Here is a 13,845-nt window from a genome sequence, read left to right on the forward strand (position 1 = left end):
CGGATGTTGTTATTCATACAGCTGCTGTTTCAAATGCAGAAAGAGCAGAACAATACCCTACATCTTATGTTTATGAAGTGAATGTGAATGCAACAAAAAAGATTGCAGAAATATGTGATAGTATAAAATCAAAATTAATTTATATTTCGACTGACCTTGTTTATGCAGGCTATCGTGGTTCTTTGTTAAAAGAAGATTCTAAATTAATTCCAATTTCTCTTTATGCAGAAACAAAATTGATGGGCGAAGTCAAGATTCAGGAAACTTTTGATAATTATATAATTTTGCGGCAAGCTTTATTGATTGGTTTTGGATTAAACCATTCAAGAAATTTTTTCCACTTTATGTATGAAAATCTCAAATTAAATAAACAAATAAAATTATTTACAAACCAATATCGTTCTCCACTTGAATTAAATGATGCTGCACGAATGATAGCAGAATTAGTTGAGAAAGAAGTAAAAATCGAAATTGTAAATTTTGGTGGAGCAGAAAGATTATCTCGCTATGATTTAGGTTTATTACTTTGTGAAGAAGCAGGCTTTGATAAAAATTTATTAGTTCCTGTTACAATGGAAGAAGAAAATTATCCTTACATTGTTCACGATGTATCGATGAATATTGATAAATTACTTTCATTAGGGATTGAACCTGAGAATTTAAGAAAAGCAATTAGAGAATTAATAAAAAATAATTTCAAATAAGCAAAGAAAATTTTTGAATAATTTTTCCTGAATTTACTTTTTATTTCTTTAACTCTTCCAATTTTTTCTTAAGCAGTTCATTTACAATTTGTGGATTGGCTTTACCTTTAGTTTCACGCATGATTTGCCCAACAAAGAAAGCCCAAACTTTATCTTTTCCACTTAAATATTCTTCAACCTGTTTTTGATTTTGTGATAAGATTTTATCAATCACATTTTCAATTTCGGATGTATCTGTAATCTGAATTAAATTCTTTTCTTTAACAATTTCTTCAGGGTCTTTATTTGATTTTAACATCTCAGGGAAAACTTCTTTTGCAATTTTTCCGCTAATTACATTTTTATTTATTAGTTCTATTAATTTGCCAAGATTTTCTGCACTCACAGGAAATTCATTTATAGAAATTTTTTCTTCATTAATTACTTTTAATACTTCAGTCATTACCCAATTGCTTGCAGCTTTATAATCATTTGTAACAGTTAAAATTCTTTCATAGTAATCTGCAAGTTCTCTTGAAGATGTAAGTATCTCAGCATCATATTTAGGAAGATTGTATTGATTAATAAATCTTTCTTTTTTAGCATCAGGTAATTCAGGCATTTTAGATAGTATTTCATCTTTCCATTCGTTTGTTACAACTACTGGCATTAAGTCAGGTTCGGGGAAGTAACGATAATCGTGTGCTTCTTCTTTGCTTCGCATTGGATAAGCAATGTTTGCATCAGCATCCCATAATAATGTTTGTTGAACTACTTCTTTCCCATCTTCGAGCAAATCAATTTGTCTTTCAATTTCATATTCAAGTGCTCTTTCAACATTACGGAAAGAGTTCATGTTTTTTACTTCTGTTTTTGTCCCAAATTTTGTTTCACCTTTTAATCTCACCGAAACATTTGCATCGCATCTTAATGAACCTTCTTCCATGTTACCATCGCAAATGTTAAGGTAAGTAAGTATTTGTTTTAATTTGGTTAGATATAAATATGCTTCTTCAGGAGTTCTTATATCAGGTTCGCTTACAATTTCTAACAAAGGTGTGCCGGTTCTATTCAAATCGATCAAAGTATCAAAGCCCTGGTCATGAATTGATTTTCCAGCATCTTCTTCCATATGAATTCTTGTTATCCCAATTTTCTTTTTTGTGCCGTCTTTCAATTCTATTGTGATAAATCCATGTTCACAGATTGGTTCTTCATACTGAGATATTTGAAAATTTTTTGGAAGGTCAGGATAAAAATAATGTTTCCTTGCAAATATTGATTTTTCATTGATTCTGCAGTTTGTAGCAAGTCCCATCAATACAGCAAATTCTACAACTTTTTTGTTCAGGACTGGAAGAACACCGGGATGTCCAAGGCAAACTGGACAAACATTAGTATTTGGAGCAGCACCAAATTTTGTTGAGCAGCCGCAGAATATTTTTGAATCTGTTAATAATTGTGCATGAACTTCTAATCCAATAACAGCTTCGTATTTGGGATTCATATCAAATCTTTAATTTTATTTTTGCGAATATAATTATTTCTATTAAGAATTTTTTTGCATAATTCGAAAAAGAAATTTTTTTCAAGAATTTACTTTCTAAAAAATTATATTCATATTATAAATTAAATTTTATAAGAGGAGTGAATGAAGCTTGATATACTAATATTTGCAGCACATCCCGACGATGCTGAACTTTCAATGGGCGGAACAATTGCTAAATTAATAAACGGAGGCTTAAAAGTTGGGATTGTAGATTTAACAAAAGGGGAACTTGGCACCAGAGGTTCTGCAGAAATCAGAATGAAAGAAGCTCAAAAAGCCTCTGAAATTCTTAAAATTAATCACAGAGAAAATCTTGGTTTTAAGGATGGCTCAATCAAAGTGAAAGAAGAATATTTAATAAAAGTAATATCTAAAATCAGAAAATATCAGCCAGAAATAATTTTTGCACCATATTTTAATGACCGTCATCCCGACCATGTCGGCTGCGGATTTTTGATTAAAGAAGCAATGTTTTTTTCAGGACTTCCTAAAATTGTTACTGAGGACAATGAACAAATTCAAAGTCCATATAGACCTAAAAAATTATTTTACTATATACAAACTTATGAGACTAAGCCCTCGTTTATTATTGATATAAGTGATACATTTGAATTGAAGATGCAAGCAATTAAAGCTTATGAATCACAATTCCATAACCCAAACAGCAACGAACCTGAAACTTTTATTAGTCAACCAAATTTTTTAAAATACATTGAAGCAAGAGCAAAAGTATATGGTTTCAAAATCGGAAAAGATTATGGTGAACCATTCTTTTGCGAAGAAGAAATTGAATATGATTTAATTAGTTTAATCAAGAACGGAGAAAAAAAATGAAAATAGCTTTTCTTGGAACAGGATTAATGGGCGAACCAATGGCATTTCGCTTATTAAAAGCCAATTATTCTTTACATGTGTTCAATCGTACAATTTCAAAAACAGAAAGATTAAAAAAACATCAGGCGAAAGTTTTTACTTCGCCAGAAGAAGCTGTTAAAGAACCTCCTGTTATTATTACGATGTTAACAGATTATAATGCAATTACAGAAGTATTATTTAAGAATAAAAATAATTTTAAAGGCAAAACTCTAATTCAAATGAGCACGATTTCTCCACATGAAAGTTTATTGCTGAAAGAAAGATTTGAAAATGCAGGTGGAGTTTATATAGAAGCTCCTGTTTTGGGAAGTACTCAACAAGCAGAAGCTGGCGAATTAATTGTAATGGTTGGATGTGATTCGGAAAATTTTAGTCAAGTTAAAAAGATTCTGAAAAATTTTGGTTCAACTGTTCTGCATGTTGGAGAGCCTGGTAAGGCATCTGCATTAAAATTAGCATTAAATCAATTAATTCCATCATTACTCTCAGCATTTGGTATGTCGTTGGCTTATGTATTAAGTAAAGGAATTGATGTGAATATCTTTATGGAAATATTAAGAAAGAGTGCACTCTATGCACCTACATTCGACAAAAAATTACCAAATATGTTAAAACGCGATTTTGATAAAGCAAATTTCCCACTCAAGCACATGTTAAAAGATGTTAATTTGATTTATCAGGAATTTCAAAACAGCGGCATTAATACAGAGATTGTTGAAAGTGTCAGAAAAATATTGATTAATTCAATGGATGCAAATTTATCGGATAAAGATTATTCGGCACTTTATAATATTATTCATCCTTCAAAATAATTTAGATGAAGAAAAAAATTATAATAAAATTATTTTGGATAATTCTAAGCATATTAATTTCTCTAACAGCTTATTTAATTTTTGATTTTGGTGATGAATATAAAAATGCCGAAATAGTTGCATCAATCGCAATACTCATGTCAATCCTTTGGGTAACAGAAGCAATCCCGCTTTCTGTTACTTCACTTATTCCTTTGATACTTTTCCCATTAACAGGAGCAATTTCCTCAAAAGATACTTCACAGGCTTATATTAATTCTACAATCTTTCTTTTCCTTGGCGGATTTATAATTGCCATTGCTATGGAACGTTGGCAGCTTCACAAGAGAATTGCATTAAATGTAATTAACTTAGTTGGAAATTCTTCATCCAAAATAATTTTTGGTTTTATGATTTCATCAGCATTTATTTCAATGTGGATTTCTAACACTGCAACTGCAGTAATGCTTTTGCCAATTGGACTTGCAATTATTAATAAATTAAGTGAAGAACTTGGAGAAGAAAATATTTCTCGCTTTGCAATTGCATTAATGCTTGGAATTGCTTACTCCTGCTCTATTGGTGGTATTGCTACACCAATTGGGACCCCGCCGAATTTAGTTTTTCAAAGAATTTATAAAATTAATTTTCCGAATAATCCGGAAATTTATTTTGGCGAATGGATGAAATTTGCAGTACCAATTGCCTTTGTAATGATTTTGTTTGTCTGGTTTTTTTTAACAAAAATTTTATATAAAAATGATTCTCTTGTTATTAATGACATTGTTGTTAAAAATGAAAAAAATAAATTAGGAAGAATTAGTTACGAAGAAAAAGTGGTTCTTATTGTTTTCATAATTACTTCTTTGTTGTGGATTTTCAGAGCAGAACTTGACCTTGGTGTAATGAAAATTCCTGGCTGGTCAAAAATATTTCCAAAAGCAGATTTTATTGATGATGGAACAGTCGCAATTGCAATGGCTTTGGTTTTATTTATGATTCCTGTTAAGAATAAAAACAGCAACTATAATTTTATTCTTGACCATACTGCAATAAATAAAATTCCTTGGGATATAATTTTATTGTTTGGTGGAGGTTTTGCTCTTGCAGAAGGTTTTGTTGACAGCAAATTGTCAAATTTAATTGGGCATCAATTCGCAATGCTTAAAAATGTCAATGTTGTTTTATTGATAGCTTCTGTGTGTTTTGTATTAACTTTTTTGACAGAACTTACTTCAAACACTGCAACTGCACAAATTTTATTGCCAATACTTGCATCTTTGTCAATTGAACTTCAGATAAATCCACTATTGCTTATGATTCCGGCAACAATCTCCTCTTCATTTGCATTTATGCTGCCTGTAGCAACACCTCCAAATGCAATTGTTTTTAGCAGCAGAAGATTAAAAATTATTGATATGGCAAAGACTGGATTTCTGATTAATTTATATGGAATAATTGTAGTAACATTTTTTGTTTGGTTATTTTTTGCTTGATAAAATTATGAAACCTATAACATGTCATATCATCATATCAAAGTAAAAATAGGAGGGAATACAATGGCATATTATAATTCAAAAATTGTCAATTATACTTTCGAAGAAGCAATTTCAAAATTATTAGAAGAATTGACTAAAGAAGGATTTGGAGTTTTAACGCAAATTGATGTTCAGGAAACTCTAAAGAAAAAATTAAATGTAGATTTTAGAAGATATAAAATATTTGGTGCATGCAACCCGCCTTTAGCTTACAAGGCTTTATCAAAAGAAGAAAACATTGGAGTTCTTCTACCTTGTAACATTATTGTTCAAGAAAAAGAAAGCGGAGAAGTTCAAGTCAGCACTGTTAATCCAATGGAATCAATGCAGGCAGTAGGTAATAGAGAATTGGAAGAAGTTGCAAGTGAAGTTTCAGCAAAACTCAAAAGAGTACTTGAAAGCTTATAAATTTATTTTTTTTGAAAGATTCTAATAATAAAATTGGAATGAACTAATAAATTTATAAGAAAGGAGGAAATAATATGAAAATAAAAGCTGCAGAAAATGGTCCATACTTAATTGAAGTAAATGAAGCAAAAGTCATTAGAAACGGGAAAGAAGAAGTTCTTTCACAAAAAACAATTGCACTATGCAGATGCGGGCAATCTTCCAACAAACCTTTTTGCGACGGCACTCATAAAAAATGTGAATTCAAAGGGGAAGTTGTAGAAATAGAAGTAAAATAAATTTATGGGGCTGACCGATAATATTAATTCATCATTATCATAATTATCAGCCAGCCCCAATTTTTTATCATATCATTTTTTCAATATTCCACACAAATGCATGAATACCCTGTTCTTCTGCATCTTTATTTATTTCTTCTACTTTTTTAAGTAATGGCTCAACCAAATCGTCTTTAATTATTGTTAATACAACTGCATTTTGGCTGGGCCAAATGTGAGTTCCTAAATGTGGTTCACCTTTTACACTTCCTTGTCCATGAACATTTAAGAACCGCGTGTATCCTCTGATATTCAAACTCTGAAGAGCTTCATCAACTTCTTCAGTAATTCCATGATTATAAACTATCATTACAGCTTTCATTTTATCTCCTTAATCAATTTCTTTTTTCTGTTTGATTTTTGTTTCAAAAATTGAATAGAGAACAGGCACGATTATAAGCGTTATAACAGTAGAAAAGAATAAGCCGCCAATAGTTGAGATTCCAAGAGGCTGCCATGTTTCTGAACCTTCACCTTTACTGATTGCAAGCGGAATTAATCCAAGCAGTGTTGTTAATGCTGTCATTAGCACGGGACGTAATCTGTTTCTGCCAGCATGAATAATTGCATCTCTAAGTTCATATCCTCGAGCTCTTGTAATATTTGTGTAATCAACAAGCACAATTGCATTCTTTACAACAATTCCAATAAGCATGATACTTCCTAAGAAAGCAATTACGCTGAATGGAGTATTTGTTATAAATAATGCAATGAAAACACCCGAGAATGAGAAAGGAACTGAGAACATAATTATAAATGGGTCAAGCAACGATTCAAATTGTGATGCCATAACCATGTAAACCAAAATTATACTTAGAATCAATAAGAGTGATAAATCTTTAAATGTATCTGATTGCTGTTCAATTTGTCCTGCATATTCAATCGATACATTTGGAGGAAGCTGTAATTTGTTAACATAATTTTGAATGTCTTTTGTAACTTCACCAAGTGAACGACCTTCAACATCAGATAATACTGCAACTACTCGTTCCTGTTCTTTTCTATGAATTTCTGGAGGTGAATATTGCTGAGTAACACTTCCAATATCTTTTAATCTTACAGTTGTTCCAGCCATAGTTTTTATTGGAAGATTTTCAATATCTGCTAATGAATTTTTCTTCTCAGGCGGCAGACTTATGAAAATGTCGTATTCATCTCCAAGTTCACGGTATTTTGTTGGTGTAAGTCCATAGTAATAATTTCTTAAAGTAGAAGCAACCAAAGCTGTATTAAGTCCATTGAGTGCCATTTTGTCTCTTTGAAGTGTAATTTGAAGTTCCGGTCTTGGATCTCCAATGTCGATTCTTACATCACGAGTTCCTTCAACTTTGGTCATATATTCTTTGATTCGAGTTGCTAATTGATAAGTATCATCTAAGTTTGGGCCAATAATATCAACTTCAATAGGAGCGCTTGAACCGCCAGTTAACATTGCCATGGAACCACTTGTATTAATTGTAAAGCTCTTGATGCCTGGAATTACTTCAAGTTTTTTACGGAGTTCGTCAGCCATTTCAAAAATTGTTCTCTTACGTTGACTTTTTGGAACAGTTCTTACCTGAATTGAAGAAATGTTTGCAGCTTCTCTTTGTCCAAATAATATTGCTGAAAAGCCCTGATCATTCACACCTGAACGACCTGATATGAATACAATTTCAGGAAAATCTTTTCGAATTATATCTTCTACTTTTTTGACATATTCAACAGTTTCTTCCAATCTAATTCCTGGCTGCAATTCTAATGTTAACTGAAAGTTTCCTGAATCAGAACGAGGGAAAAATTCTGTTCCAACAATTGGAATTAATGCTAATGAACCAACAAAAATAAAAATTGCTCCTACTATTACTGTCTTCTTGTGGTCTAATGCCCAATTTAATACACCTTTATAAAAGTCATCAATTTTGTCAAGAAAGTTTGCAAGTGATGAATCAATCTTTTTGAGATAAAGATTTTGAATTGGCTTTTCTTCCTTCTTTGATTTTAAAAGTTTAGCAGATAACATGGGGATTAATGTTAATGCTGCTAAAAGTGAAACAAGAATCATTACAGTAACCAAAAAACCCAATTGATTAAATAATATTCCTGCAATACCAGAAATAAATACTAATGGGAAAAATACAGCAACAATTGTAAATGTTGATGCTGTAACAGCCAATCCAACTTCTGATGAACCAAAAATTGCAGCTTCTCTTGGTCTTGCACCTCGTTCTACATGGTGAGTAATATTTTCAAGAATAACAATTGCATCGTCAACTACCATACCTACTGCAATTGAGAGTGAAGAAAGAGAAATGATATTGATAGTATTTCCAGTAAAATAGAGATAGATAAAAGCGCCAATTAAAGAAACAGGCAAAGTCAATAAAATAATTAATGTAGCACGCCATTTTCTTAAGAATAAAAGAATAACAATTGATACAAAGACTGCACCAAGTAGAACTGCTTCTGCAAGATTGTTGATTGAATTTACAATATATTCAGATGTATCAACAATTACATCAATCTTAACATCAGAAGGGAGATTCTTTTTTATTTGTTCTATTTTAGCTTTTACATTTCTTGCAACTTCTACAGTATTTGCGCCAGATTGTTTTTGCACAATGATTTGTAAACCACGACCGCCGTTTAGTCTAACATTAATTGTTCTATCTTTTAAACTATCTTTAACATTTGCAACGTCTTTTAAGTAAACAATTCTTCCGCCTTGTTGACTAACCACCAAATTTTTTATTTCGTTGATATCAGAAAATTCTCCTGGAACTCTTAAGTTATATTCCATATTTCCCATTTTGATTGTTCCAGAAGGAAGATTGATATTTTCTGATTGAAGTGCTTGACCAATTTGTTGAATGGAAATGTTATAAGCTTCTAATCTCTTGGGGTCAACTTGAACTAAGATTTGTCTAATTGGTCCGCCAAAAGCTTGAACAGTTCCTACTCCATTGACTCTTTTTAATGGGTCTACAATTTCCTGCTCAGCAAGTTTATTTAAGCCAATGTAACTTTCATCTGCAGTAACAGCAAGAAATACAACAGGAAAAATGTTTGTGCTGAATTTGAATATGAATGGGTCAAGTGCATCTTCTGGCAAGTTTCTTTTTGTAAATTCAAGAGCAGAACGAATATCATTAGAAGCTTCATCTAAGTTTGTTCCATATTCAAATTCTAAAACAACAACAGAAATGTTGTCAATAGAAGTAGACCTGATTTTTTTCAAATTAGTAATAGAACTTAAACCACTCTCAATTTTTTTTGTAACATTTATTTCAACGTCCTGAGCACTTGCACCAGGATATTGTGTAAGAACACTAATCATTGGTGGTTCAATTTCTGGCAATAAATCTATAGGCAATCTTTGAAAGGATACAAGTCCAATTATAATGATTGCCACAAACAACATTATAGTTGTTATAGGTCTTCGAACAGATATTTCTGGTAATTTCATTGCAAATCTCCTTTACTCTGCTTTTGCTTTTATTTCAACTTGATTTCCGTTTTTCAAAACACCTTGACCATTAGTAACTAAATAATCTCCTTCAGATAAACCACTTGTAATTTCAACTACGCTGTCAAATTCTTTTCCGATTGTTACATCAACTCTTTTGGCAATATTGTTTTTAATAATAAAAGCATAATGAGCAGAAGTGCCAATTTGTTTAAGAATAGCAGCTCTGTTCACAAGTATTCCATCCGTTTTGCCTAATAAAATTTTTGCACGAACAAACATACCTGGTCTTAATTTCTCTTGAGGATTTGGAATTTTAACTTCAACTTCAAAAGTTCTTGTTAATGCATTAATGGTTGGATTAATTCTGCTAATATTTCCTTTGAAAATTTCATTTGGGAAAATATCAGATTGTATTTCAACAGTTTGACCAATTTTAATATCCTTAAAATTATTTTCACTTACATTCAGCAATAATTTTAATGGATTAATTTGCATTAATGTTACAATTGTTGGAGCTCCACCTGTAGGTGCAAGTAAAAATACTTCACCATCATTTAATTTTTTTGCAGTAATTATTCCTGAGAAGGGGGCTCTAAATTGTGTGTTTGTTAAAAGGAGATTATAATTTTTTTCTGCAGTTTCATAAGCAGCTTTAATCTGGTCATACTGTGATTGAGAAATGGAACCGGTTTCATAAAGCGGTTTCATGCGTTCATAATTATCTTTAGCAATTTGATATTGAATTTTTGCTTGAGCAAGTTGAGTATCATCCATTTCAAAAAGTAAATCACCTTCTTTAACTCTCGAACCTTCTTCAACATAAATTTTTTGAATTCTTCCAGAAGTTTGAGCTCCAAGATTTGCTTCTTTCCACGCATTCAAAGTTCCAACAAGTTTAATATCTCTGTCGATGCTTGATTTTTTTACAACAGTAACTTCAACTGGAATTACTTTTTGAGTTTCATTATTAATTTCTTTCTTTGAACATCCTGATAAGATTATTAAAGAAATAAAAATGACCGATGTGATTTTTGTAATGTTCATTTATTTATCTCCTGATTTTTATTCTAAACTTAATTTTTACCAAGCACTGTATTTAATTCTGCTTCTGCTACTTTAAGGTCATAAATTGCTTGGAGTCTGTTAATTCTTGCTTGACGAAGTGCAAGTTCTGCATCATTAACTTCTAATTGAGTAGCAAGCCCGTTTTCAAGTCTTCTTTTTGCAATGTTATAACCTTCTTCTGCCTGTTTTACAGTTTTTGTTTGACCTTCAATTCTCTTTAATGCCTGTTGTAATCTGTAAAGAATACTTAATGCTTGAGTTTTGATTGCTTCGGTTAAATTTCTTTTTTGTTCTTTAGCTTGACTTAAACTAATTTCTGCTTGACTTACTCTTGATTGTGTTTTAAATCCATTGAAAACAGGAAGTTGAATTTGGAGTCCGACTACAAAAGTTTTAACCCATCTATATTCAGAAAAATTAAAATCATTTGCTTGAGTTTGATATTGATAACTTCCAAATCCTGCTAAAGTTGGCAGGTAAGAAGATTTCTCAAGAGAAACCATTTTTTCATAAAGTTTAACTTGCTGTTCAAGAATTGAAAGCTGCGGATTAGTTTTTATGAGTTCATTGATAATTTCATCTTCTGATGGCAGCTGATAAGGTTCTTCAAAATTAAGTTCACCAACAACTTCAATTTCTTCACTTGCATCTAATCCAATTGCTACTTTCAAGGCTTCGAGTGATAGCTTATAATTATTTTCCATTTGAAGAACAGTCGGTTTTAAATTTTCTACTTGAACTTCTGCTCTAAGAACATCATAGTCTGAAAGTGTTCCTGCTTTATTAAGTCTTTTAATATTTTCAAAATTATCCTCTGCATTTTTCAAACTTAATTCCATAAGATTTTTCATTTCTCTGGAAAGCAATACAGCAAGGAATGATTTTTTGACATTTCCAATTATCTGAACTTTTGTATTTCGATAGCTTTCTGTTGATAAGTCCAATGAGTTTGAAGCAACACCAATGCTTTCATAAAGCGACCATGCGAACAATGGAACAGAAAGTGAAGCCGAACCATTGTAAGAATTATCCGAACCAATTTCCAAAATGCCGGGTTTATTTCCTGGACTGAATGGTGTTCCAGGCGGCAAAAAGATTACGGGTTTTTTGATGTAACGCTGATATTGTGCACTTAAGTCGAGCTTTGGATATAATCCGCTTAATGCTTCGCGCAGTTTTTCTTTTGATTTTTCAACTTCCATTTGAGCTACTTTTATATCACTGTTTTTGTCAAGTGCAAATTCAATAGCTCTGTTAAGGTCTAATACTATTTTCTCTCTTGGTTGAGCAGAGAGAATTATAGTAAAAGAGAAGAGAAATAAAATTAACTTTTTCACTTATATACCTCCGGATTTTATTTTATTAATAAACCCTCAAATATTAATTTGACTGCAAAAATCATATCGTCGTGAGCTTTTGAGAAATCAATTTGTTGGTCAACAGTAAATGAAGCAAAATAATATTCACGATGACGAAGCGCCTCAGAAATTGTAAGTAATAAACATGCTATTCGTTCTGTATCACATTTTTTTATTTCTTTTTTCTTGATTGCTTCATTTAAAACCTTTGATAAAATCTCAATCTCTTTTTGATTGATTTCCTTAATAAGTTTATAAATTTTATTCTTGATTTCATAAAATACATTTAGGGTAACATCTTGAAGTTTCATTACCGAAGTGACATACTCGAATTTTTTATTTTCATAATTGATTATTTTTTCTAAGATGGTATTTCCACTGCTTAGTGCATCATTAATTAATGAAAAATACTTATCACGTTCATTGTTGATTACATCTTCAAGCAAAGCTTCTTTGCTTTGATAATAATAATATAGAGAAGATTTTTTCATGCCAAGTGCATTTGCAATGTCGTCAAGTGTGGTCTTGGCATAACCGTTCTTAGCAAGAATTTGTCTTGCCGTATTGAGTATTAAATCTTTTTTTGATTGAATAGATTCATTATCTATCATAGTATTTATCAAACTTTTTAATAGAATGTTCGAAACTTATAAAAAATTATTTTTAGCCGCAAAAAATTCTTATTAAGAAAATATTAATTTGTTTTTGTTATGAACGATAATTAATTAGCAATAAAAATTTTTAACCATAATCATCATAAAAACGTATTTACTATGAATTACAGAATGAATATAGCTAAAATGAGAAGTGCAGCTGATTACCTGTTTGAACATGGGAAATATGAAGATGCTTATTATGTTTATGACGAAATTTATAACAGAATATGGACAGCAATTGGATTTGTTTATAATGGGATATCAAATTTTTCTCAGCAGTACTTAACAAGTTATAAATCTAATTATGAATTAAGAACTCAATTTTTTAATCATGCAGCTGAAACAGTTTTTAAAAAATGGTTTAATTTAGACATTGACCAAACATTAAATGAATTTATCTTTACAACTCACGGACATCTTCAATGCATAAGTTATTCTCCAGAAATTAATTCTACTTTATCTTCTGAAGCGGTTCTAAATGAATATTTGATTCTTCACACATTGATACTTGAAATCGGGAATGACTGGATTAATTCTATTTTGAAGATTGCTACTCCTGTATTTGAAGAACAATTACTCAAAAAAATTAGACCCGCCAACAAATTAGATACCGTTAAAAAATTACTTATTGAAAATGCAGAAAAAATTAAAAATACAGATTGGTTCAATGTGAATGTCTATTTCCTCGATTATCTATTCAATGTTGGAGATAACAGTTCAGAATTGTTTACTTCCGTTCATAAAATTGTTGGATTTTACTATCGTCAAAAAACTCATCGAAAATCAACTGATGACAAAGATAATAAGCAAAAGTATACTCAATATGAACAATATGAAAAATACGAGAAATACGAACGATACGAGAGATATGAAAAGAGAACTGTTAAGGATGAAGATGAATTTGATCCAACAACTGCTACTGAATATGAAAAAGCAAAATATTATGGGAAAATTCTCGGCTTAAGCGGCAGAGTTACTAAATCTCAAATTAGAAAGAAATATCTTGAACTAATTGCTAAATATCATCCTGATAGAGTTAGTGATTTAGGTGAAGAATTGAAAATTCTTGCCGAGAAAAAAACTAAGCAGCTTAATGCTGCTTATGAATGGATGAAGAAAAAATATAATCTTTAGTTTAACACCCCTTAAAGCATTC

At 30.9% G+C, this 13,845-nt stretch carries 13 protein-coding genes; 7 read left to right on the plus strand and 6 right to left on the minus strand.

Annotated elements, in window-relative coordinates; all coding sequences use genetic code 11:
- Window positions 1-704: SDR family oxidoreductase (locus tag AC27L2_RS09725; protein WP_487211574.1), on the plus strand; the 704-nt coding region annotated here is incomplete at its 5' end.
- Between the two features lie 40 nt (window positions 705-744).
- Here AC27L2_RS09725 and gatB read toward each other — a convergent pair.
- On the minus strand, window positions 745-2,190 hold the full coding sequence (gatB, locus tag AC27L2_RS09730; RefSeq protein ID WP_487211575.1) for an Asp-tRNA(Asn)/Glu-tRNA(Gln) amidotransferase subunit GatB: 1,446 nt from the start codon (window positions 2,188-2,190) through the stop codon (window positions 745-747).
- A 144-nt stretch (window positions 2,191-2,334) separates the two neighbouring features.
- Between gatB and bshB1 the strand changes: the two genes are divergently transcribed.
- From bshB1 to AC27L2_RS09755, 5 genes are all read left to right on the plus strand, one after another.
- Entirely contained in the window at window positions 2,335-3,066 is a 732-nt protein-coding gene (bshB1, locus tag AC27L2_RS09735; protein ID WP_487211576.1) for a bacillithiol biosynthesis deacetylase BshB1, read from the plus strand.
- Window positions 3,063-3,920, plus strand: a complete 858-nt coding sequence (locus AC27L2_RS09740) for an NAD(P)-dependent oxidoreductase (RefSeq protein ID WP_487211577.1) — start codon at window positions 3,063-3,065, stop codon at window positions 3,918-3,920. The genes bshB1 and AC27L2_RS09740 overlap by 4 nt, the downstream gene beginning before the upstream one ends.
- A gap of 5 nt (window positions 3,921-3,925) precedes the next feature.
- Window positions 3,926-5,395 carry an SLC13 family permease gene (locus AC27L2_RS09745; protein WP_487211578.1) on the plus strand — a complete coding sequence of 490 codons (1,470 nt, stop codon included), beginning with the start codon at window positions 3,926-3,928 and terminating at the stop codon, window positions 5,393-5,395.
- Window positions 5,396-5,458: 63 nt separating this feature from the next.
- Window positions 5,459-5,845, plus strand: a complete 387-nt coding sequence (locus AC27L2_RS09750; protein ID WP_487211579.1) for a DUF302 domain-containing protein — start codon at window positions 5,459-5,461, stop codon at window positions 5,843-5,845.
- A gap of 74 nt (window positions 5,846-5,919) precedes the next feature.
- Window positions 5,920-6,123 carry a CDGSH iron-sulfur domain-containing protein gene (locus tag AC27L2_RS09755; protein ID WP_487211580.1) on the plus strand — a complete coding sequence of 68 codons (204 nt, stop codon included), beginning with the start codon at window positions 5,920-5,922 and terminating at the stop codon, window positions 6,121-6,123.
- Window positions 6,124-6,190: 67 nt separating this feature from the next.
- On the opposite strand, the gene AC27L2_RS09760 is transcribed toward AC27L2_RS09755, so the two are convergent.
- The 5 genes from AC27L2_RS09760 to AC27L2_RS09780 are packed head-to-tail and all read right to left on the minus strand — an operon-like array spanning window position 6,191 to window position 12,644.
- Entirely contained in the window at window positions 6,191-6,484 is a 294-nt protein-coding gene (locus AC27L2_RS09760) for a PG0541 family transporter-associated protein (RefSeq protein WP_487211581.1), read from the minus strand.
- A gap of 9 nt (window positions 6,485-6,493) precedes the next feature.
- Window positions 6,494-9,607, minus strand: a complete 3,114-nt coding sequence (locus tag AC27L2_RS09765; RefSeq protein WP_487211582.1) for an efflux RND transporter permease subunit — start codon at window positions 9,605-9,607, stop codon at window positions 6,494-6,496.
- A gap of 12 nt (window positions 9,608-9,619) precedes the next feature.
- Window positions 9,620-10,654, minus strand: a complete 1,035-nt coding sequence (locus tag AC27L2_RS09770; protein WP_487211583.1) for an efflux RND transporter periplasmic adaptor subunit — start codon at window positions 10,652-10,654, stop codon at window positions 9,620-9,622.
- 29 nt (window positions 10,655-10,683) lie between these two features.
- Window positions 10,684-12,012, minus strand: coding sequence for a TolC family protein (locus AC27L2_RS09775; RefSeq protein ID WP_487211584.1), 1,329 nt, complete (start codon window positions 12,010-12,012; stop codon window positions 10,684-10,686).
- 17 nt (window positions 12,013-12,029) lie between these two features.
- Window positions 12,030-12,644: a TetR/AcrR family transcriptional regulator gene (locus AC27L2_RS09780; RefSeq protein ID WP_487211585.1), complete on the minus strand. Its 615-nt coding sequence runs from the start codon at window positions 12,642-12,644 to the stop codon at window positions 12,030-12,032.
- A gap of 174 nt (window positions 12,645-12,818) precedes the next feature.
- Between AC27L2_RS09780 and AC27L2_RS09785 the strand changes: the two genes are divergently transcribed.
- Window positions 12,819-13,823 (plus strand): J domain-containing protein, encoded by a 1,005-nt coding sequence (locus AC27L2_RS09785; protein ID WP_487211586.1) that lies wholly within the window; start codon window positions 12,819-12,821, stop codon window positions 13,821-13,823.
- Window positions 13,824-13,845: the final 22 nt, after the last annotated feature.

It is taken from the genome of Rosettibacter sp. KY25, from assembly GCF_057554405.1.

Coding starts and splice junctions, on each gene's coding strand:
- AC27L2_RS09765 (WP_487211582.1), bottom strand. CDS start 9,607: ATGAAATTACCAGAAATATCTGTTCGAAGACCTATAACAACTATAATG.
- bshB1 (WP_487211576.1), top strand. CDS start 2,335: ATGAAGCTTGATATACTAATATTTGCAGCACATCCCGACGATGCTGAA.
- AC27L2_RS09785 (WP_487211586.1), top strand. CDS start 12,819: ATGAATATAGCTAAAATGAGAAGTGCAGCTGATTACCTGTTTGAACAT.
- AC27L2_RS09780 (WP_487211585.1), bottom strand. CDS start 12,644: ATGATAGATAATGAATCTATTCAATCAAAAAAAGATTTAATACTCAAT.
- AC27L2_RS09750 (WP_487211579.1), top strand. CDS start 5,459: ATGGCATATTATAATTCAAAAATTGTCAATTATACTTTCGAAGAAGCA.
- AC27L2_RS09745 (WP_487211578.1), top strand. CDS start 3,926: ATGAAGAAAAAAATTATAATAAAATTATTTTGGATAATTCTAAGCATA.
- AC27L2_RS09760 (WP_487211581.1), bottom strand. CDS start 6,484: ATGAAAGCTGTAATGATAGTTTATAATCATGGAATTACTGAAGAAGTT.
- AC27L2_RS09755 (WP_487211580.1), top strand. CDS start 5,920: ATGAAAATAAAAGCTGCAGAAAATGGTCCATACTTAATTGAAGTAAAT.
- AC27L2_RS09770 (WP_487211583.1), bottom strand. CDS start 10,654: ATGAACATTACAAAAATCACATCGGTCATTTTTATTTCTTTAATAATC.
- AC27L2_RS09740 (WP_487211577.1), top strand. CDS start 3,063: ATGAAAATAGCTTTTCTTGGAACAGGATTAATGGGCGAACCAATGGCA.
- gatB (WP_487211575.1), bottom strand. CDS start 2,190: ATGAATCCCAAATACGAAGCTGTTATTGGATTAGAAGTTCATGCACAA.